Raw genomic sequence first — 17559 nt, forward strand, 5'->3', positions numbered from 1 at the left:
CTAGCTCCAGACGCTCCTTCCGCGAAACGCGGACTTCTCTTGCTTCGGGAATCATCCCGATCTTGAATCACGACTCACGTTCTATGAAAAGTGGGTACTAGGGAATGACCATGGGTAACAAGCGGTGGGCCTGTGACCGACCTTGCTCTCTCAGGCTCAGTCTACGCGCCCTATGGTCTGATTCTCTGCACTGACTGCACCTGAGCCGTTGAGAGAATCCTCTCCTTCGCTTGGTTGGGATGGCATTCGCATGTGGTGGGCGAAGTCCTCCTCCAGCGCGCCACGGTGTAGCGTTCATTGTCGATCTTCTCGCGGTCCCATTCCCTCGCAATCTGACGTCTCTTGACCTACAATGCAAATGCATTGCCGGGGGCAGATTATGGGAGCGGACCGTGACCAAGACGGCCGAAATCCTTGAAATCCCGCGACAATCACGGAGCGCGGCCAAACAACCGTGCCGGTACCCATCCGTAAGATCCTGGGGTTGGGCAAGCGCGACCAGGTCGTGTTCCGCGGCCTCTCCGACGGGACCGTCGTGATAGCCAAGAAGCAAGCGCGCGCGGACGAGGGCGATCCAGTGATCGGCAAGTTTCTTAAATTGCTTGCACGAGACCATGGCCGATCAGCGGGCGCGGATTCGGCCCGTACCGAAGTCGCTGCTCGCGCGCGGCAAGGCCCTCGTCAAAGGCGTCAAGGTCGATCTCAACTCGGCTCTCCGAGATGACGAGGCGTGAGCGACGATAACCCCAAGATCAATGGTTGGACGATCTACGCGCACCCGCTATTTCTCGACCAGCTCGAGGCGATGATCGCGGCCGTCGAGAAAGCGCAAAACAAGGATCTTAAGGGATATAAGAAGAAGCGCATGGCGGAGCTTCTCGCCGCCGTCCTCAAGCTGGCGTTCGAAGATATCCCGAGCGACCCACTCGTGATGTCTACCGGCAGGGCGCCACGCTCGGCGACGAATACAGGCACTCAATTCCTGCAGCAGTTCCGCCTTTTCTTTCGATACCACCAATCGGGAAACTGCAAAGGTTATCGTGCTCGCCTGGGTAAACGATGACTCGACCCTGTCCGCCTATGAGAGCGCAAATGACGCGTATGCCGTGTTTCGGAAGATGCTGAAACGCGGAAACCCGCCTGATAGCTGCAAGGAGCTCCCGGCCGCCGCTCCGACGCCTCGACCAAGCGAAGGCTCGCGCGATCCGCGCCCAAGGGCTAAGCATGGAAACGGCGCGCGTCGATACACACACTACCCGCACATCGATACGATCAATTGCGAAAAGGTCGGACCCGTCGGGTAGGCCCAGGTCAAGGCCGGGAATGAAATTGCAAGCTTTTCGGTTGCAAAAGTCCGAAAGCTTGCATCGATGTCACCGAAGACGACGTCCAAGTGTCACGGAAGCGGTGCAGTTTCATAGGCAGTCCTCCAGGTTCAGCGCGGCTCCTTGTCTTCGACCATCACCAGCTCTTCTTCAGCAGACGACCGACGCCGCACCTTCCGGAGGAAACCAACACGGTCGCCATTGGCTCCTTGTGACACTCGTCAGGTTTTCGACAGCTAGCCCCTGCAAGATTAGTCTTGGCTCGCGCTGAAATCTCTGCCGCCCCGTACACTGGTCCGGCGCGTAACTCCGCAGATTTGCGCAGGCCCTGTATCGTCAAGAGGAGAGCAGTATGGATCCAATCGACCCATTATCAGCGAACCATCATAATGGTACGGGACATCGGGCCTCTCGTCGATTCGGACTGGGAGCACGGCTCCCGACGGACCTCGGACGTCTTGATCGACATACTTGATTACAGCGGGCTCCCGCCGACCCACTTCGTCCCAATCACACGTTTTTCCATCAACCGTGAGCCCTACACGGCCGAGCTGGGGCCGGAAGGGCCCCGCGACGTTCTTCTCGTCCATCACTCCCAAGTTGGGCAGATGGATGAAACCAGGGCATCGTCGTCTGCCAGGCCATGCCATCAGCAGCGACTGGATTTCGCGCCTGTGATCCGCGAGGGGCATTGGGATCACAACCGCGAACGTTTCGCCCCACTAGAGCTCGTCCAAGCACTGGACGACGAGGGTCTCGTGCCGAGCGCGGGCCGTCCAACGCATATCCTCATCGAAGGTGTACCCTATAGGGCCGAGTTGCAAGAAACGGACAGAGGACCGCGCGTTCGTCTCTATCCTGTTGGACGTGGCTGAATAACTCGATTGGACTGCAACCCCAAGGCCCAGCGGGTTTGGGCACCGGGTACGCGCTCCACAACCAGCTCGCAGCACGGGCATGCCCGCCTCACCAATGGGGGCTTGGAGGAGTCGCTGACGGCGCGAGGACACATGCCGATCGAGTTCTACCGGCGCTGCGACTGGCTGAAGAACTAGGACGTCGGCGCCATCACCGGCATCAACTTCGTTTCACTCGCTGCGAAGTCCGCTCGAGGTGCCTTCAAAACCCCTGCCGCTTGAGACTCGGAACGTTGCGGGGATGATGTGGGCCGTTCTCAGCTGGAATGTCCTGGCCGCGCCGACTGCCTGACCAGATCTCTGAAAGGACGCATAATTAATTGACCGGGTACAATTATCTTGGCGCGAGGCTAAGATAGCCAAGATCGTCGACGCCCAGGAGGGACGTCGCCAGGCGCTGCTGCCGTCGGCGACATCCCGAAGGTCTGTTTTCGCGGGGAGGCGCATGGCCCTGCCGCGAGCTGCTGTGGAACGTCTACCCAGTGGGTGAATCCTCACCCGAGTATCCAGGCCAGAGGCTAGGGTCCAGCGACGGGTTGATACGAACGAAATCCTCATCTCGCCATTCGGCTGTGTGGGGGACACCTATAATGGAGAAGGTTGTCGGTGAGTCTCTGCTCGGCATGAGCCCGACGCTTCTTAGCATATTCATCTGAGCGTTCGAGGCCGTTTGGGGAAAGAAGACCCAGTACTCGCTGGCACGGCGTCCGTTGTTCATGACGAAATCTCCGAGTTCGCGTGGCGCGGCCCCCGCGGACGAGGACGGCCCGGCCTGCGATGGCCCGGCCTGCAGCCCGGGATCGAGCTCCTGCCAAACTGGGTCCTTATCGAAATCGGGGGCTTCCGCCAGCGACTGAGCAAGCGGCTGCTGCGAGATGGGTCGCTGAGGGCCTTCCAGGGCGAAGGATGATGGCCCGGCTTGCGACGGCCCGGCTTGCAGGCCGGATTCGAGCTCCTGCCAAATCAGATCCTGATCGAAATATGCGGCTTTCGCCAGCGGTTCAGCAATCGCCTGCTGCGAGCTGGGCTGCTGAAAGCTTTCGCCAGTGGCCGGTAATGGCTCAGGGGAAACCGCGGCCGGCGTATGCAGATCATCCTGCCAATTCAAATGTGACGAATAGGGATGCCCGGCCTCCAAATATGGCGAATAGGCTTCGCCCTGCGGCACTGGCGACCGAGTAACGTATGGCGGAGCACTATCTTGCAATTCGCTCAGCTGGTGCTCAAAGCCCGTTGGATCGGCGGGCGGGGGTGGTAAGTCAGGCGGGGGTCCGTGTTCAGTGGGTCGATTGAGTTGAAATCCATCCTGTTCCTCCTTTGAAACATAGAGCGGCCCCGAGCCCTTGTTCGACAAAGGCCACTTGCATCGCGGCCTACGGAGAACTGTTTAGAAGACTCGCGTTGAGCCGCAGCCTGCGAGCTACCGGCAACAATGACGCCAACCCGGTTTCAGGTCATTGCGAGCATCGGGTGCCTCGACGTGCATGTCCAATACGGTGGATGGACGGCATCGCCGTCCAGACATCCGCGCTCTCATGCTAGGAGGGTGAGCTTTCGAGAAGCTGACGAGCGTCAGAAGGATTCACAATGAGCCAATGCAGACGGGCATTGACTTTCGCCAAAAGCCGCCGCGCATTCTCCATTTCATCTCTGGCCTGGCGCAGGCTCGCGCACCATGCTGTCCTGATGCGGCGCGTCGGAAGAATAGGGGGCTTCCGGTCGTCCATCGCGAATGACCATGGTCGAGGAGCCACGAAATAACTTCAGAATCGATTCCCGCGGCTGCTTATCGGCGGCGTGTGGCCGCGCCTGCGCCTCCGCCACAAGGCCACTCAGCGTTTGGTCCACGAGCGCAATAAAGCGTGGTGGACCAGAAACCAGGACGATGCCATTTCCTGGTGCCGCTCGTACAGCATAGCGCTCGTCGGAGATGTTGAGTGTATCGAGCGCCGCTTTGAATGCGTCGAAGCTGATCGGCTTCAACACAAGCAGACGACTTTGCGCCTCGCTTGCAGCAGATACGTAAAGCACGAGCCCATCATAGTACCATTGAAGATTGTAGAGGTTCGTCAAACGATCGAGGAACTCTCGCGCTGGCAGATCCGGCATTCGCCCGCGGATCCGGCCCTTCACCTCGGCGCTGACGTTGACTCTGATATTTAGGTTGTTACCGAATTCCTGCAGTGCGGCAGAGAGCTCCTGATCCAGAACCGTATAGTTATAAGGTGTCGATGGGAGCGAGAGGGAAGCATCGAACGCCGGAAGTATTCCGCTGGAAACGAAAGCTCCGACACAAAGAGCTCTCTTTAAAATGTCCAGCATCGTGGTTCGCACAAGCATTCCCTAGTTCCTTCGACCTCAGAACAAGAGCTGAGATTCGGCCAATTTGGAAACAAACGTGATCTTTAGATGACGCAAACCTTGGCGTGTTCGTCGGCTTGTCGTCAGTTCGCCCTTCTAGGGTATTGACCCGTTAGGTGGCAACACGCCTAGTCTCAACACCGCCGCTTGGTGATGGTGGTGCGCGCAGCAGCTGGATGATGTCAGCCGATGGAGCGTGCGCGAGACGGGTGGAAGTGCTTCGGTCAAAGCCGTTCATAAATGCGTATGCGTCAATAAGACTTCGCTCAAACTGGAAGCCGAACGTGATCTTTAAATGGCCTTATGGCTCGCGTGTTCGTCAGCTTGCGGTCAGCTCGCCTCTTTACGGTGCTGACTCATCAATTCTTAACAACGGCGTGCCTCATCGGCGCCAAACCAATGACACCTTCGATCATGCTAGCCGCTACGCCGATCTCCCTGAACCCTGCCGAAGGCCTCTCCGGGCTCTGCCAGCCGGCAGCAATCGGCGCGCAGAGCCAGTTTCAGCAGGCTCTAATGCACGTCGCTTCGACGTCAGGCGCTGTCTCCTCGGTCACAGATAAGGCAGCGTCCGTTCCTGCGATGTCGGAGGTTCAGCGTGCAACAGTGCAGGCGAGTCCGCCTGGCGAGCGCGTGCTCCAGGCGCTCTCTTCGATGTACCGGAGCAGTCCCGTTCCTTCTGCAGCGAGCGGCGGCGTGGCCGCCATTTCGAAGGTCGTGCAACCTGGGCCGGCCGCTCAGCCGCTTTCGCCGCCGCAGCCCGTGGGGGCGAGCCCTGCGGGCAAACCGGAAGGGGTGCTCGACTTTGACGCGATGGTTGCGAGTCTGCGAGACGTTTACAAGGGTGTCGTCGAGGTTTCGCTCGTCTCCAAGAGTACCAGTGCCGTCAGCTCATCTATGAACAAATTGCTATCGGCGGGCTGAGTTCGTTGATGACTGGTTCCATCTGCGGACAAAGCGGCCATGTCCGCCCATTCGCTCAATGGTTGCGTGCTTTTACCGTGCTGCCGCTCCTGCTCCTTCTGCTCGGCTGTAAGGCTGAGCTCTACACCAAAGTGCAGGAGCGTGAGGCCAATGAGATGCTTGCGCTCCTGCTAAGTAAGGGAGTCGATGCGGTCCGTGTCACTGCCAAGGACGGGACCAGCACGATCCAGGTCGAGGAGAAGCAGCTAGCGTTTTCGATCGAGCTGCTAAATTTAGAAGGGCTGCCGCGCCAGCCTTTCAAGAACCTCGGCGAGGTGTTCAAAGGATCGGGCCTGGTTGCCTCGCCGACCGAGGAGCGCGCTCGCTTCGTTTACGCCCTGAGCGAAGAATTGTCGCGCACGATCAGCGATATCGACGGCGTCATATCCGCGCGTGTCCACGTTGTTTTGCCGAAAAATGATCTGTTGCGCCAGGACACGATGCCGTCCTCTGCGTCGGTGTTCATTCGACATAACTCCAATGCAAAGCTCTCGGCTCTGCTGCCGCAGATCAAGATGCTGGTCGCCAACAGTATCGAGGGCCTATCCTATGACAAGGTGGCGGTGGTCTTTGTACCGGTTGAACGGGCTCCGCTTGAACGGCCGTCGCCCTTGCCAGCTGCTTCCGCTCAGTCGAGCAAATCCATTTCAGCCCCGCTACTTGCGGCCGGTGTCGGCGTGGCCGGCGCTGCGCTCGGCCTTCTCTGCTACATATTCCTTGGTTCTCGTATGCGTCAGGGTGCCCAGCCAGCGCGCGCGCTAGCCAGACTGGGCACCCCTTCGAGCACGCCGGCTATCCAAGCTCCCGGTAAAAAGATCGCCTCCGACAGGGCATAGGGGTGTGCAAATGCCTATACCGCTGCGATCCGCCGAATCTCATACTTGGTCCGAATCGTCCTGTGAAGGACTGCGCGAGCTCGCTGCCTCGACCCATCTGAGCCAATTTGCTGCCCGTCTTGACGCGCGGCTGTCGGCTTCGACTTTGCTCCGGCTACAGAAGAGCGCGAGGCTGCAGGTAAGACTGGCCGAAATGCTGCTTGGTAATGGAATGGACGCGAGCAGCAGCAACTGGGGAAGAGATCTTCTGCTCGGCCATGATCCGAATAGGGCTGCTTTGCTTGCCGGCAGTATCTGGCATGCTCGCTCGCTCCTAAAGCTCGTCTCAAAGCAGGATCTCGCAATTCTGCTTGGACGTATCGGGGCAGAAGCGCACGCTTTCGGTATCCGGCACTTGGCCAGCGCGGTCGCAACCACCGCTACTGCTGATCCGGAACAACTTTCGCAACAGATTGAACACGATGGCCATGCCTGCCTAGGTGCTTGGCTCGACGAAGCCTCTTCGCTTGACCGCACGCGCATTTTGCTACGCTCGCCCATAGGCACTGCTGTCGAGAATCCAGCGGCCGAACACCGCAATGCCGCGGGCCCGTTGCTTTCCTTGGTGATAACCCATTTGTCGAGGGAGACGCCACGGCATGACGGCTGATGACCCAGCGCTGCCGGTGGCCCCCCAGATACGTCCGCTCGGGCCATTTATACGGGCTGCCGAGCTCGGGATCTGGTGCGATGCCGTCGAAGCGCGCGCGGCCGCCGAGCGGCATCTTCAACGCGTTCGCGGCTGGGGACGGACAGCTTATCAGCGGGAACGGGCGCGCGGCCGAGCGGATGGCTTCAAGAGCGGCGCCGAAGAAATGTCTCGGCTGATCGCGCAGGCTGCTTCCACGCTTGCGCAGCGAAAAGCTATTCTGGAGCAGGAATTGCCCCAGCTTGTCATGGAGATCGTAAGCGATCTGCTGGGCGCGTTTGATCCAGGCGAGATGTTGGTGAGGACCGTTCGTCATGCGATCGAGCAAAAATATGGTAGCGCGGAAGTGTGCCTTCATGTCTCTCCTTTGAAAGCTGATGCGCTGGCGCGCGAGTTCGCTGCCTGGGATGGACAGGAGGGCCGGCCGAAAGTGCGGATTGACCCGGATCCGGCTCTAACGACGGACCAGTGCGTGTTGTGGAGCGAATTTGGCAATGTCGATCTTGGACTTGCTGCGCAGCTCCGGGCTCTGCGCCTTGGTTTGGGTTTGCCTTCAAAGGAAGACGAGCCATGACAACATCGGCGACCGATGCGGTCGCAGAGAGGAATCTGCACGCCGCGCTATCGTCTTTGAAATCTACAGCAAAGCAGATCGACACGCGTGCTGTACGAGGGCGGATCACACGGGCGGTCGGCACCTTGCTTCATGCCGTCTTGCCAGAGGCGCGCATAGGGGAGCTTTGCCTGTTGCGGGATTCCCGCACCGGGTGGTCGCTCGAGGCCGAGGTGATCGGCCTACTGCAAGATGGGGTATTGCTCACTCCTATCGGTGACATGGCGGGCTTATCCAGCCGAGCAGAAGTGGTCCCGACCGGGCGAATGCATGAAGTTCCGGTCGGCCCCGACTTGCTTGGCCGGGTGATCGACAGCTTCGGCCGTCCGATCGACGGAAAGGGTCCAATCAAGGCCGCTCAAACTCGTCCGCTGCGCGGTAAGGCTCCAAACCCAATGACAAGGCGCGCTATCGAGCGGCCATTCCCACTCGGCGTCCGTGTCTTGGATGGGCTTCTGACATGTGGCGAGGGGCAGCGGATCGGCATCTACGGAGACCCAGGGTGCGGTAAGTCGACGCTTCTGTCGCAGATTGTAAAAGGCGCGGCTGCCGATGCCACCGTAGTCGCGTTGATCGGCGAGCGCGGTCGTGAAGTGCGCGAATTCATCGAGCAGCACCTCGGTGAGGCGGCGCTTCGCCGCACCGTCGTTGTGGTTGAGACCTCCGACCGCTCGGCAATGGAACGAGCGCAATGCGCTCACATGGCGACAGCACTCGCCGAATATTTTCGTGATGAAGGACTTCGCGTCGTCCTGATGATGGATTCATTGACGCGCTTTAGCCGCGCCATGCGCGAAATCGGCCTTGCGGCAGGAGAGCCGCCGACGCGGCGCGGCTTTCCGCCGTCGGTTTTTGCGATGCTTCCTGGCCTCTTAGAGCGTGCCGGCATGGGCGAGCGCGGCTCAATCACGGCCTTCTATACCGTGCTTGTCGAAGGCGACGGCTCGGGTGATCCAATCGCCGAAGAGTCGCGAGGCATTCTTGATGGCCACGTTGTTCTCTCACGCGTTTTGGCAGCGCGCGAGCATTTTCCCGCCATTGACGTGTTGTCGAGCCGCAGCCGCGTGATGAATGCAGTCGTCTCTGTGTCGCATCGCAAGGCAGCTTCCTTCTTCCGTGATCTGCTCTCGCGCTACGCCGAGGCCGAGTTCTTGGTGAAGGTTGGCGAATATAAGCAAGGCAGTGATCCTCTGACAGATCGGGCAATTAATTCGATCGAGGAGTTGCGGAAATTTCTGCGTCAGAGCGGAGACGAGGCATCAAGCTTTGAGGAGACGTTCACATGGATGTCACGTCTGACCGCGTGAATCGTGTCTATGCCTCGAAATTGCGGCTCGTGAAGGATATGAGACAGCGGAGCGCCCTTCGTGAGGTGTCCAACATGGAAGCCAAGCTTCGCACCGCCCTCCAAGCGGTGGAACAAGCTGTCCAGGATCTGGCGACGGCCGAGAAAAACCGAGCGGCGCTCGAAGGAGAGCTTTACCGAGAGCTGGCATCGTTTGATTCGCTGTCTGTCGAGGAGCTCGATCGTCGCTGTCACATCGTCACTGAACGGCTCAAAGCTGAGGTCGCACGAGCACGCGGAAGGCTTGAGGAAGTGCGCGACGCTCAAGAGCAGGCCAAGACGTCGGTCCTCGACGCACGGACCATTTTGACCAAGTGCTCGGCGGCGAGTTACAAATGGCAGCAAATTGAGGGCGACGTTCAGCGCGCGAGTGATTCCCATTCGGAAGCGGAAGCCGAGATAGAGGCCGACGACGAGGTCTTGCTTCGGTATCGCAGTAGTACGCGTACCCACACGGCTAGCGACTGAATCTGATGGCTTCTTCTCTTATGCTAGCGAAAGCGCCTCGTCTTGTAGACGGGCCTGCGAGCATGGCTCCGGGCGACGAATCGGAGTTTGAACCGGGGCTAACCCTGTCGCATGCCGTCGTCTCCTGGCTCAACGAGATCGCCGCTTCCCGCAAGCCTCTGCAAACCCGTCTCGGCGATAAGTCGCTATCGGTGCAGATGGCACGGCTTGTCTGGGACGCCGAGCCGTGTGCCGTATCGATGCTCAACTGCTCTTGGGTTCTCGGACATGAAACGATCATCTTATCGTTGCCCCGTCCGCTCATAGAGGGGCTGATCGCGACAGTGCAGAGCGAGCTTGGCCTACCTTCGGAGCCAACTCGTTCGCTCCTCGTCGAACTTGCACTCGATCCGTTGCTCGATCAGCTAGAGAGTCTGACACAACAAAGCTTGCGGCTGATCTGCGTGAGCGAAGCAACGGCTCAGGGTCCTTATCTGGAGCTCGAAATCACCTACGGCCCATTCAAAGGCAAAGCGCGCCTGTTCCTGTTCTCACCTCTCGATGGTTCAGTTCCACCCGCGTTTCGCGCGTTAGGCGGACTGCTCAGTCAGCTGCCGCGAGAGGCACGCCAGCTTCCTCCAGAATTGCCTGTCATCGTTAAGGGAGAGATCGGCTCGCTCCGTGCTACGGTCGCGCTGCTAGGCAAAGCAAATGCAGGAGACGCTCTATTGCCGGACGTATTACCCTTCGCCCGTGGCCAAGCCATCCTCAAGGCGGGAACCTTATGGGCCCCGGCACATATTGCAGACGATCGCTTGATCGCGCGAGGGGCATTCCGCCTCCAACCATATCCCCTTGAGTGTACACATATGATGACCAAATCCGAAAAGAGCCGCCCACCCTCTGAAAACGATCTCGACAACATCGAGATCACGCTGGTTTTCGAATGCGGCCGGTGGACTGTCGCACTCGGGGCCTTGAGAAATATCAGCGAAGGACATGTGTTCGAACTTGGCCGGCCGTTCGACGGACCGGTCGATATCCTTGCCAACGGCCACCGCATCGGCCGCGGCGACATCGTACGCATCGGCGAGGAGCTCGGCATCCGGCTGCGCGGCAAGTTGGCGGTCAATGACTGACATTCAACCGGGAATTCTTGGACTCCTTGCGCTCACAGCTGGCCTTGGCCTGCTCGCGTTCGTTGTCGTAACAAGCACAGCGTTTATAAAGGTATCCGTCGTGCTCTTCCTCGTTCGCAACGCGCTCGGGACTCAATCTATCCCACCGAACCTCGTTCTATATGGCGCGGCACTGATCCTGACGGTTTTCATTGGCGCGCCGGTGATTGAACAGACCTATAATCGCATTTCTGCGCCACAACTCCGCTACCAAACGGTCGATGATTGGGTGAGCGCCGCAAAGGAGGGGCAGGAGCCGCTGCGCGATTATCTCAAGAAGTTCACCGCTGACGAGCAGCGCCGGTTCTTCCTGGCTTCAACCGAACAGGTCTGGCCCGAGGACATGCGCGGCAACGTGAGCGCCGATGATTTGGTCATTCTGGTGCCATCTTTTCTAATTTCAGAACTCAAGCGTGGCTTCGAAATTGGTTTTCTTCTCTATCTGCCCTTTATCACCATAGATCTGATCGTGACGACCATCTTGATGGCCATGGGTATGTCGATGGTTTCGCCGACGGTGATATCCGTGCCTTTCAAGCTGTTTCTATTCGTCTCAATCGACGGCTGGTCACGGCTCATGCACGGGCTGGTGCTCAGTTACACAACACCGGGAGGCTGAACATGGATGAGGCGAGCATTCTCACTCATATGAGCCGTTCACTTGTGCTCTTCATGATCTGGGTTCTACCACCGCTCATCGCTGCGGTCGTTGTCGGCCTGGTTGTCGGCATCATCCAAGCGGCAACGCAGCTTCAGGATCAAACCTTGCCACTGACTGTGAAGCTTCTTGTCGTTGTCGCGGTGATCGCGTTGTTCTCTCCGGTGCTCAGCGCCGCGTTGATCAAGGAAGCAGAGCAGGCATTTACCGACTTTCCCGCACTCACGGCAAGCATTAGCCGACGGTAGATGAACCTCCCTTCACCCGCCGAGACGCAAGCTCTGATCCAGGAGGCGATCGAGCTCGTCCTTGCAGGTGGCCTCGCAGCAGCCCGGGCCCTTGGCATTATGCTGGTCCTTCCTGTATTTACGCGGCCGCGCATTAGCGGGCTGGTCCGTGGCTGCGTGACCTTTGCGATGGGACTGCCATGCCTGTTGCAGATCAGGCACGGCTTGCAGTCGCTGGATCAGGGCTCCCGGCTGATCAGTGTCACGCTCCTCGGTTTGAAAGAGGTGTTCGTCGGCCTGCTCATCGGCCTTTTGCTCAGTATTCCGCTATGGAGCATCCAAGCAGTGGGTGAGCTCATCGACACCCAACGGGGAATTACGAACCCTGTTGCTTCTGATGATCCCGCGACGCGCGGCCAAGCTTCGGCGACAGCGGTGTTACTCGGTACCACCGCGATTGCGATTTTCGTTCTAGCCGGGGGATTGGAGAACGTGATTACGGGCCTTTATGGCAGTTATCTGATCTGGCCCGTATATCGGCTGATGCCTAGTCTGACCGCGCAAGGCGCGATGGAATGTCTGCGGCTTCTCGATCACATCATGCATACGACGCTACTGGTCTCTGGCCCGGTGTTGGCATTCCTGCTGCTGCTTGATGTATCGGTGATGATACTTGGGCGGTTTGCACCGCAAATCAAACTGAACGATGTCTCTCCCACCATGAAGAACCTGGCCTATGGGATCATCATGGTAAGTTACGCCACCTTCCTCGTCGAATATATGGGATCGGAGATCAGTCAGTCCAACACCGTGCTCAAGTTGTTCGAGAAGCTCCTGAAATGAGTGGCTCGAGCGAAGAGAAGAAGCTCCCTCCCACTCCCAAGAAGCTAAAAGATGCGCGCAAGAAAGGGCAGAGCCCGCGCAGCGCCGATTTGGTCAGCGCAGTCAGCGTTTGCGCCGGTTTCGGCTGCCTCTGGTTAAGAGCGGCCCCCATCGAGATCAAGTGGCATGAAACGATGCGGCTCATCGACAAACTGCAGGCTCAGCCGTTCACTAGCGCGGTCCAGCAGGCGCTGGGCGGCTTGATCGACCTATTTTTTTCGGCCGTTGCTCCATTCCTCGGGGCCGGTGTTGCCGCTGGTATTCTAGCGGGAGTCTTGGCCAATGGTGGATTAAACGTCTCTTTCGAGTCCTTAAAGCCGAAATTCGAGAAATTGGATCCCATCAAGGGGCTCAAGCGGATTGCGTCTAAGCGGTCGCTCATTGAACTCTCGAAGTCGCTTCTTAAGGTGGGCATTCTTGGCGCCAGCTTTCTGCTCACGGTTGTCGCTAGTTGGAAGGCGCTGGTGTACTTGCCGGTCTGCGGTATGGGGTGTCTCAGTTTCGTGTTCACTGAGATCAAATTGCTGACGGAAATTGCTGCTGGTGCTTTTCTGATCGGCGGATTGGCAGATCTCCTTATCCAGCGCTGGTTGTTCTTGCAGGACATGCGCATGACGGAGACCGAGGCCAAGCGCGAATCGAAGGAACAGCAGGGCAATCCGCAGGTCAAACGCGAACACCGTCGCCTTCGTCAGGAGACAGCGAACGAGCCTCCACTTGGCGTCCATCGTGCCACATTGATACTGACAGGGCAGGCGATCTTGATTGGCCTCCGCTACGTTCGTAGCGAGACCGGCGTGCCGATCGTGGTTTGCCGTGGTGAGGGCGAACTTGCCTCACGATTGCTTGCCGAGGCGCAGTCGCTGCACCTCAGCATTGTCCAGGACCCGGCCCTGGCGCGTCAGCTCATCCGGAGTGCGAAGCTGGGCAACGCTGTTCCTTCGAAGTGCTTCGAAGGGGTTGCGAAAGCACTCTATTCCGCCGGGCTTGTCTAGATATCGCGTATGGCAGAAATCATTGCGCCATCCGACGTGCACTATCGAGGCGACTGTACATCCCTCGTCGCCGGTGACGCGGCTTCTGGCGACGCCCTGTTGCCAATTCCAGCTTCCATGTCGCTCTTGTTGCGCTGTCCCATGGACCCATATGTGGCAACAGGAACGGCGGCACGATCGCCTGTTGTTGCCATGACAGCTCTATTGTCCAGCAGGTCGCCCGGATCGTTGACCATGACTCCCAGATTGTTGCGGATTGAGCAGCCAAGGGTTTGGTCGAACGAATTGTCGTTGACTGAAGGAGCAATGATGGCAAGCGACGGACAGACGGGAGGACGTGCTTCATAGACAGTAGCCTGGATTCGCACCGCGAAGCCAAGAGGCCGGTCGAGGCGAGGGCCGAACAGGCGGATGTTGTAAGGGGCAAGGCCCATTGCGCGGGCCTCGCTGGCTACCTGCGCGGCGAGCCGGGGCGAGCCGATGATATCGAGATGGATCGCATCAAACCGACCGCGACTGTTGTTGGCAATGAACTCTCTCAGTCGATACCGCTCGAGCCCACGGAGGCTCTGCAGCACCAAGACGCTGTTCTGCTGCTGCACCATGGTTCCTTGTTCAGACGGAAAGGTGTTGATCGTAGCAGTGCTTGTGCAGCCGCCTAGGCTCGTCATCAGAACGAACAGATGCGGCAGGGCTCGTACAGTCATTCGACGATCCTCATTCGATAATAAAACCGGCGCCGCCTGTCGCGCCTGGTACACTGGTGCGCGGAGCGTCGCGGCCCCGCGGCGGCCTTGCCAACGTGTTCGTTAAGATGCGCCCCATATCTGAGGGTGGTCCGATGCGATCGGTCGGAGCGCTCATCCGGTTCGCGTTGGATGCGGGCCGCACGATGTAAGGCGTGACAATAATAACGAGCTCCGTCTCCTGCTTTTGAAAGGACGAAGAGCGAAACAGCGCACCGAGAATGGGCACGTCGCCCAACCAGGGAAAAGTACTGATATCCGTGCTGAAGTTACGCCTGATTAGCCCGCCTATTGCAAAGCTTTGTCCGCTCCCAAGCTCGATAACGGTCTCCGCCCGTCTTGTAGAGAGGGCCGGCACGGCCATACCGTTCAATTTGACCTCACCTTCCTTCGAAATCTCGCTGACCTCAGGCTTCACGCGGACATTGATTTGATTGTTGTTAAGAACGGTCGGGACGAACTCGAGGCTCACTCCAAAATGACGAAATTGGATCGAAACCTGTCGGTTGTCCTGCATGACCGGAATTGGGAATTCGCCGCCGGCCAGGAAGCTCGCGGACTCACCGGACATTGCGGTGAGATTCGGTTCAGCGAGTACGGAAGCGAGGTGCTCGCTGGCTAGCGCGTCGAGAACAGCGCCGACGTTGATATTACCAGCGCTGAGGCCGATCCCTACCTTGCCGCCGCCGCCGCTCGCCGTGCCGGAAGCAGCACCTTTGCCGCTGCTAAAGCCGAAAACGAAAGTGCCATTCTGGCCCAAAGCGGAGAGGTTGATGCCGAGCTCCTTCATAGCGCTGCGCGAGACTTCCGCCACGCGCACGCTCAGATTGACCTGTAACGACCCGGCGACCTGAATCTTATTGACGACCAGCGCACCCGCACCGAGAAACTGCTCCGTAACCCTCACGGCAGTGGCGACGACATCGGCATTGGGAGCCATACCGCTAAGGATCGCGCCACGCGGGGTATAGCTGACTTGGATCGGATAGTCACCGACCTGGGCCTTGAGCATGGCACGCAGATCCTCGATCGGCTGTGTTACGACGACACGAAACTCGGCGAGAGCCTCCCCGTTGTCGTTCAAAGCGAACAGGCTGGTCCGTCCGGACTTCTTGCCAAAGACGAAGATGGTCGTGTTCGACGGCGCCTGATAATCCGCGATCGTCGGGTCGGCAACAAAGATGCTCGCGGCCGGCCCAGGCAGATGAATTGTCTTGCCGAGCGAGGAGGAAAGGTCCAGCGTTCCATTAATGCTGCTAGGAGCCGCATGCGGCGGCCCCTCTCTAGCATCCCGCGTCGTCTGAGCTGCGGCAGTTAGTGGTGATAGGAAAGCGACCGCGCACAGGAGGTGGGAAAGAGAAGGATAAACGACAGACCACAGGGCACTGGCGACGATCGAGCGTCGATCGCTGCCACCCTCATTATTAAGAGCGATCTTCAAGGGAGTCTTTGCTTTCAACTTCGATCGACTAGGCGGCCGATGCCACGCTATTCAATTCAAGGATATAACCGATGCCGCGTGCGGTCGTGATCCGTAGGGTCGCACCCGACTGACTCAAATGACGGCGTAAGCGATAGATCGCGACTTCAAGCGCATTGGTCGAGACCTCGTTGTCAAACGCATAGAGGCTATCCTCTAGCGACAGCCGCGGCACGGTACGGCCAGCGCGGCTGAGGAGATGCTCAAGAATGCACAATTCGCGGCGCGCAATCCTGAGCGGCCGACCACCAACTGAAGCTTGCCGGGCGATCGGATCGAACTTCAGATTGCCAAATGTGACCACGGGGGCTGTCATTTGCGTTGACCGCCTCAGAATGGCTCGCATCCGGGCGATGAGTTCATCAGTAGATACAGGCTTGGGTAGGAAATCGTCTGCACCACCATTGAAAATGGCGATCCGTCGACCGAGGTCATTGAGGCTGCTCATCACTATTGCAGGCATCAAATGTCCGTCGCGTCTCAACCGCTTCAGCCAGTCCAAGCCGTTTCCATCTGGTAGAGCCAACTCGAGCAGGAGAATGTCGTAGTTGGCGTAGCCCAGAGCGGTCGCCGCATCATCCAGAGTGGGTGCCAGATCAACGGCGAAACCGCAATCCGAGAGCGCGCTTTGGACAGCGCGCGCTAGGTCCTCATCATGATCAACCACTAGCGTTCGCATTTCATTGCCCCTTCTCAAGTCATGCCAAAATATCGAGCAGATCACCGTCGATGATGAAGCCGAGCGAGACTGAGTTGTCCCGAGTCAACGTAAACGTCCGGAGACGGGATCGATGAAGAAGAGCAATGTTGCCAACGGCCGGCCTCATCTGCGGATTAGAAATTTCGGCCGTCTGCTGTGGATCGCATGCGCGCTTGGCAACTCTTAGCGTGGTGTGGATGCCGGGAGGTTGGCTGGAATGAGTCAAAGCATCGAGGGCTGTGGCAGCACCCTGCCGCAACTGCGCGCCAATCGCGGCAATGCTTCCGGTCATTGGTCGGGCGATGGCCTCGCCAGCAGGCGCAGCTGAACGCAAAGCACCAGAGCGAATGGCTGGATTTGCATCCGAACTGATACGAGACATCAACATTTTGAGCTCCCGTGTTGGCCAGAGCCTGCGGTGAGGCTTGCTATGCCGTCGACCCTTCGAGGTCGCTTAGTCATGACAAAATGGAACTTCGAACGCGTGCAGGCGCCTCGCGTCCCGCAGTCGGCCGCTCTTTCAGAAGCCACTAACGCGGGACGAACTAACCAATGCGCCCCCGAGCTAGGAAAACACGCCTCGGTCGGGGCGGTGGCGTATTTGGGGAGGGCCAGAATTCTCGACCTTCAGCCAGATCCGACGCGGCGCCCAGGCGGCAGCCGATCGGGCACACCAAATAGTGGCGAGTCCGTTCCCGTAGAGGCGTTGTCAGACATGTGGTCTGGGTGGTTCCGCCGCCTGCATTCCACCTCTGGCGATGAATGCCGGCGGATGTCGAGGTTGTACAGAGCTTCGTTGCCCGCCCGGCAACAGGGACGCGAAGACAGCGGGTCCTGCTCTCTAGCTCCTGCTGTTGTAGCCTCAACTGAGCCGGCGCTGGTCGCGTGTCAGGCGCATAGGCTACGTTGCCAACACGGGTGCGGGTGGACTGATCGAGGAGCGTGAGGGAGTCGAGCGGCGTGAACCTAGGGTTTGGAGACATTCGCAATTCTTGCTACCTGTCATAAAGTGTTGTCGCGACGCATTGTCGCGACTCGTGTCGGAAACCTTACAATCTGACGCTACGTGCGATTCAAGTCCCTTATCGAGTTCGTTGATGAATATCTTTAAAGCTCGCAGGCCGGCTGAGGCGGCCAGCACAGGAACTTGGAGAAAAGCAACGCGATGCCTCAGAACAGCAAGGCATTTTCGGGGAGC

General features: G+C 58.7%; 19 protein-coding genes and 2 pseudogenes. 15 read left to right on the top strand and 6 right to left on the bottom strand.

Annotated features, from left to right (window positions below):
- Positions 1-454: 454 nt before the first annotated feature.
- From CWO89_RS48895 to CWO89_RS48905, 4 genes and pseudogenes are all read left to right on the top strand, one after another.
- Positions 455-520: pseudogene (locus CWO89_RS48895) on the top strand (type II toxin-antitoxin system PrlF family antitoxin); the annotation flags it as partial.
- A 79-nt stretch (positions 521-599) separates the two neighbouring features.
- A pseudogene (locus CWO89_RS48900) lies at positions 600-734 on the top strand (AbrB/MazE/SpoVT family DNA-binding domain-containing protein); the annotation flags it as partial.
- A complete protein-coding gene (locus tag CWO89_RS24885; RefSeq protein ID WP_245474936.1) occupies positions 731-1063 on the top strand; it encodes a type II toxin-antitoxin system YhaV family toxin in 333 nt (110 codons plus the stop codon). The pseudogene CWO89_RS48900 and the gene CWO89_RS24885, both read left to right, overlap by 4 nt.
- Complete coding sequence (locus tag CWO89_RS48905) at positions 1041-1304, top strand: type II toxin-antitoxin system YhaV family toxin (RefSeq protein ID WP_245287709.1); 264 nt, start codon at positions 1041-1043, stop codon at positions 1302-1304. Before CWO89_RS24885 ends, CWO89_RS48905 begins: the two co-directional genes overlap by 23 nt.
- A gap of 1413 nt (positions 1305-2717) precedes the next feature.
- On the opposite strand, the gene CWO89_RS46125 is transcribed toward CWO89_RS48905, so the two are convergent.
- Positions 2718-3410: a hypothetical protein gene (locus CWO89_RS46125; protein ID WP_155255696.1), complete on the bottom strand. Its 693-nt coding sequence runs from the start codon at positions 3408-3410 to the stop codon at positions 2718-2720.
- A 476-nt stretch (positions 3411-3886) separates the two neighbouring features.
- Positions 3887-4582, bottom strand: a complete 696-nt coding sequence (locus CWO89_RS24905) for a secretin N-terminal domain-containing protein (protein WP_028169429.1) — start codon at positions 4580-4582, stop codon at positions 3887-3889.
- A gap of 324 nt (positions 4583-4906) precedes the next feature.
- Here CWO89_RS24905 and CWO89_RS46130 point away from each other — a divergent pair, with 324 nt between their 5' ends.
- The 11 genes from CWO89_RS46130 to CWO89_RS24960 all read left to right on the top strand — a co-directional run bounded on the left by CWO89_RS46130 (position 4907) and on the right by CWO89_RS24960 (position 13435).
- Positions 4907-5527, top strand: a complete 621-nt coding sequence (locus CWO89_RS46130) for a nodulation protein NolB (RefSeq protein ID WP_245476524.1) — start codon at positions 4907-4909, stop codon at positions 5525-5527.
- Between the two features lie 8 nt (positions 5528-5535).
- Positions 5536-6402 (top strand): type III secretion system inner membrane ring lipoprotein SctJ, encoded by an 867-nt coding sequence (gene sctJ, locus CWO89_RS24915; RefSeq protein WP_130228586.1) that lies wholly within the window; start codon positions 5536-5538, stop codon positions 6400-6402.
- Between the two features lie 10 nt (positions 6403-6412).
- Positions 6413-7051, top strand: coding sequence for a nodulation protein NolU (locus tag CWO89_RS24920; protein WP_130228585.1), 639 nt, complete (start codon positions 6413-6415; stop codon positions 7049-7051).
- Positions 7041-7664, top strand: a complete 624-nt coding sequence (sctL, locus tag CWO89_RS24925; protein ID WP_130228584.1) for a type III secretion system stator protein SctL — start codon at positions 7041-7043, stop codon at positions 7662-7664. The genes CWO89_RS24920 and sctL overlap by 11 nt, the downstream gene beginning before the upstream one ends.
- A complete protein-coding gene (gene sctN, locus CWO89_RS24930) occupies positions 7661-9010 on the top strand; it encodes a type III secretion system ATPase SctN (protein WP_130228583.1) in 1350 nt (449 codons plus the stop codon). Before sctL ends, sctN begins: the two co-directional genes overlap by 4 nt.
- Entirely contained in the window at positions 8986-9516 is a 531-nt protein-coding gene (gene sctO, locus CWO89_RS24935; RefSeq protein WP_028168814.1) for a type III secretion system stalk subunit SctO, read from the top strand. The genes sctN and sctO overlap by 25 nt, the downstream gene beginning before the upstream one ends.
- Before the next feature lie 62 nt (positions 9517-9578).
- Entirely contained in the window at positions 9579-10634 is a 1056-nt protein-coding gene (gene sctQ / locus CWO89_RS24940) for a type III secretion system cytoplasmic ring protein SctQ (RefSeq protein ID WP_130228582.1), read from the top strand.
- Entirely contained in the window at positions 10627-11292 is a 666-nt protein-coding gene (gene sctR / locus CWO89_RS24945; RefSeq protein WP_028168816.1) for a type III secretion system export apparatus subunit SctR, read from the top strand. Before sctQ ends, sctR begins: the two co-directional genes overlap by 8 nt.
- A gap of 2 nt (positions 11293-11294) precedes the next feature.
- The gene (locus tag CWO89_RS24950) at positions 11295-11579 is read left to right on the top strand and encodes an EscS/YscS/HrcS family type III secretion system export apparatus protein (protein ID WP_028168817.1); all 285 of its coding nucleotides are present in this window, start codon (positions 11295-11297) and stop codon (positions 11577-11579) included.
- Positions 11580-12401, top strand: coding sequence for a type III secretion system export apparatus subunit SctT (sctT, locus tag CWO89_RS24955; RefSeq protein ID WP_028168818.1), 822 nt, complete (start codon positions 11580-11582; stop codon positions 12399-12401).
- Positions 12398-13435 (top strand): EscU/YscU/HrcU family type III secretion system export apparatus switch protein, encoded by a 1038-nt coding sequence (locus tag CWO89_RS24960; RefSeq protein ID WP_130228581.1) that lies wholly within the window; start codon positions 12398-12400, stop codon positions 13433-13435. The genes sctT and CWO89_RS24960 overlap by 4 nt, the downstream gene beginning before the upstream one ends.
- A 41-nt stretch (positions 13436-13476) precedes the next feature.
- Here the strand turns inward: CWO89_RS24960 and CWO89_RS24965 are convergent, their stop codons facing one another.
- The 4 genes from CWO89_RS24965 to CWO89_RS24980 are packed head-to-tail and all read right to left on the bottom strand — an operon-like array spanning position 13477 to position 16749.
- Positions 13477-14142, bottom strand: coding sequence for a CpaD family pilus assembly lipoprotein (locus tag CWO89_RS24965; RefSeq protein WP_028168820.1), 666 nt, complete (start codon positions 14140-14142; stop codon positions 13477-13479).
- 10 nt (positions 14143-14152) lie between these two features.
- Entirely contained in the window at positions 14153-15622 is a 1470-nt protein-coding gene (locus CWO89_RS24970) for a type II and III secretion system protein family protein (protein ID WP_394569052.1), read from the bottom strand.
- Positions 15623-15650: 28 nt separating this feature from the next.
- A complete protein-coding gene (locus tag CWO89_RS24975) occupies positions 15651-16340 on the bottom strand; it encodes a response regulator transcription factor (protein ID WP_028168822.1) in 690 nt (229 codons plus the stop codon).
- A gap of 19 nt (positions 16341-16359) precedes the next feature.
- Positions 16360-16749 (bottom strand): hypothetical protein, encoded by a 390-nt coding sequence (locus tag CWO89_RS24980; RefSeq protein WP_130581341.1) that lies wholly within the window; start codon positions 16747-16749, stop codon positions 16360-16362.
- Positions 16750-17559 lie beyond the last annotated feature (810 nt).

It is taken from the genome of Bradyrhizobium sp. Leo170, from assembly GCF_004296405.1.
Taxonomy (GTDB): Bacteria; Pseudomonadota; Alphaproteobacteria; order Rhizobiales; family Xanthobacteraceae; genus Bradyrhizobium.

Bases quoted from the DNA above. Each gene is read 5' to 3' on its own strand.
- sctR (WP_028168816.1), top strand. From the start codon at position 10,627: ATGACTGACATTCAACCGGGAATTCTTGGACTCCTTGCGCTCACAGCT.
- sctL (WP_130228584.1), top strand. From the start codon at position 7,041: ATGACGGCTGATGACCCAGCGCTGCCGGTGGCCCCCCAGATACGTCCG.
- sctQ (WP_130228582.1), top strand. From the start codon at position 9,579: ATGGCTCCGGGCGACGAATCGGAGTTTGAACCGGGGCTAACCCTGTCG.
- CWO89_RS24980 (WP_130581341.1), bottom strand. From the start codon at position 16,749: ATGTTGATGTCTCGTATCAGTTCGGATGCAAATCCAGCCATTCGCTCT.
- sctO (WP_028168814.1), top strand. From the start codon at position 8,986: ATGGATGTCACGTCTGACCGCGTGAATCGTGTCTATGCCTCGAAATTG.
- sctN (WP_130228583.1), top strand. From the start codon at position 7,661: ATGACAACATCGGCGACCGATGCGGTCGCAGAGAGGAATCTGCACGCC.
- CWO89_RS24950 (WP_028168817.1), top strand. From the start codon at position 11,295: ATGGATGAGGCGAGCATTCTCACTCATATGAGCCGTTCACTTGTGCTC.
- sctJ (WP_130228586.1), top strand. From the start codon at position 5,536: ATGACTGGTTCCATCTGCGGACAAAGCGGCCATGTCCGCCCATTCGCT.
- sctT (WP_028168818.1), top strand. From the start codon at position 11,580: ATGAACCTCCCTTCACCCGCCGAGACGCAAGCTCTGATCCAGGAGGCG.
- CWO89_RS24975 (WP_028168822.1), bottom strand. From the start codon at position 16,340: ATGCGAACGCTAGTGGTTGATCATGATGAGGACCTAGCGCGCGCTGTC.
- CWO89_RS24920 (WP_130228585.1), top strand. From the start codon at position 6,413: ATGCCTATACCGCTGCGATCCGCCGAATCTCATACTTGGTCCGAATCG.
- CWO89_RS46130 (WP_245476524.1), top strand. From the start codon at position 4,907: ATGGCTCGCGTGTTCGTCAGCTTGCGGTCAGCTCGCCTCTTTACGGTG.
- CWO89_RS24965 (WP_028168820.1), bottom strand. From the start codon at position 14,142: ATGACTGTACGAGCCCTGCCGCATCTGTTCGTTCTGATGACGAGCCTA.
- CWO89_RS24905 (WP_028169429.1), bottom strand. From the start codon at position 4,582: ATGCTTGTGCGAACCACGATGCTGGACATTTTAAAGAGAGCTCTTTGT.
- CWO89_RS24960 (WP_130228581.1), top strand. From the start codon at position 12,398: ATGAGTGGCTCGAGCGAAGAGAAGAAGCTCCCTCCCACTCCCAAGAAG.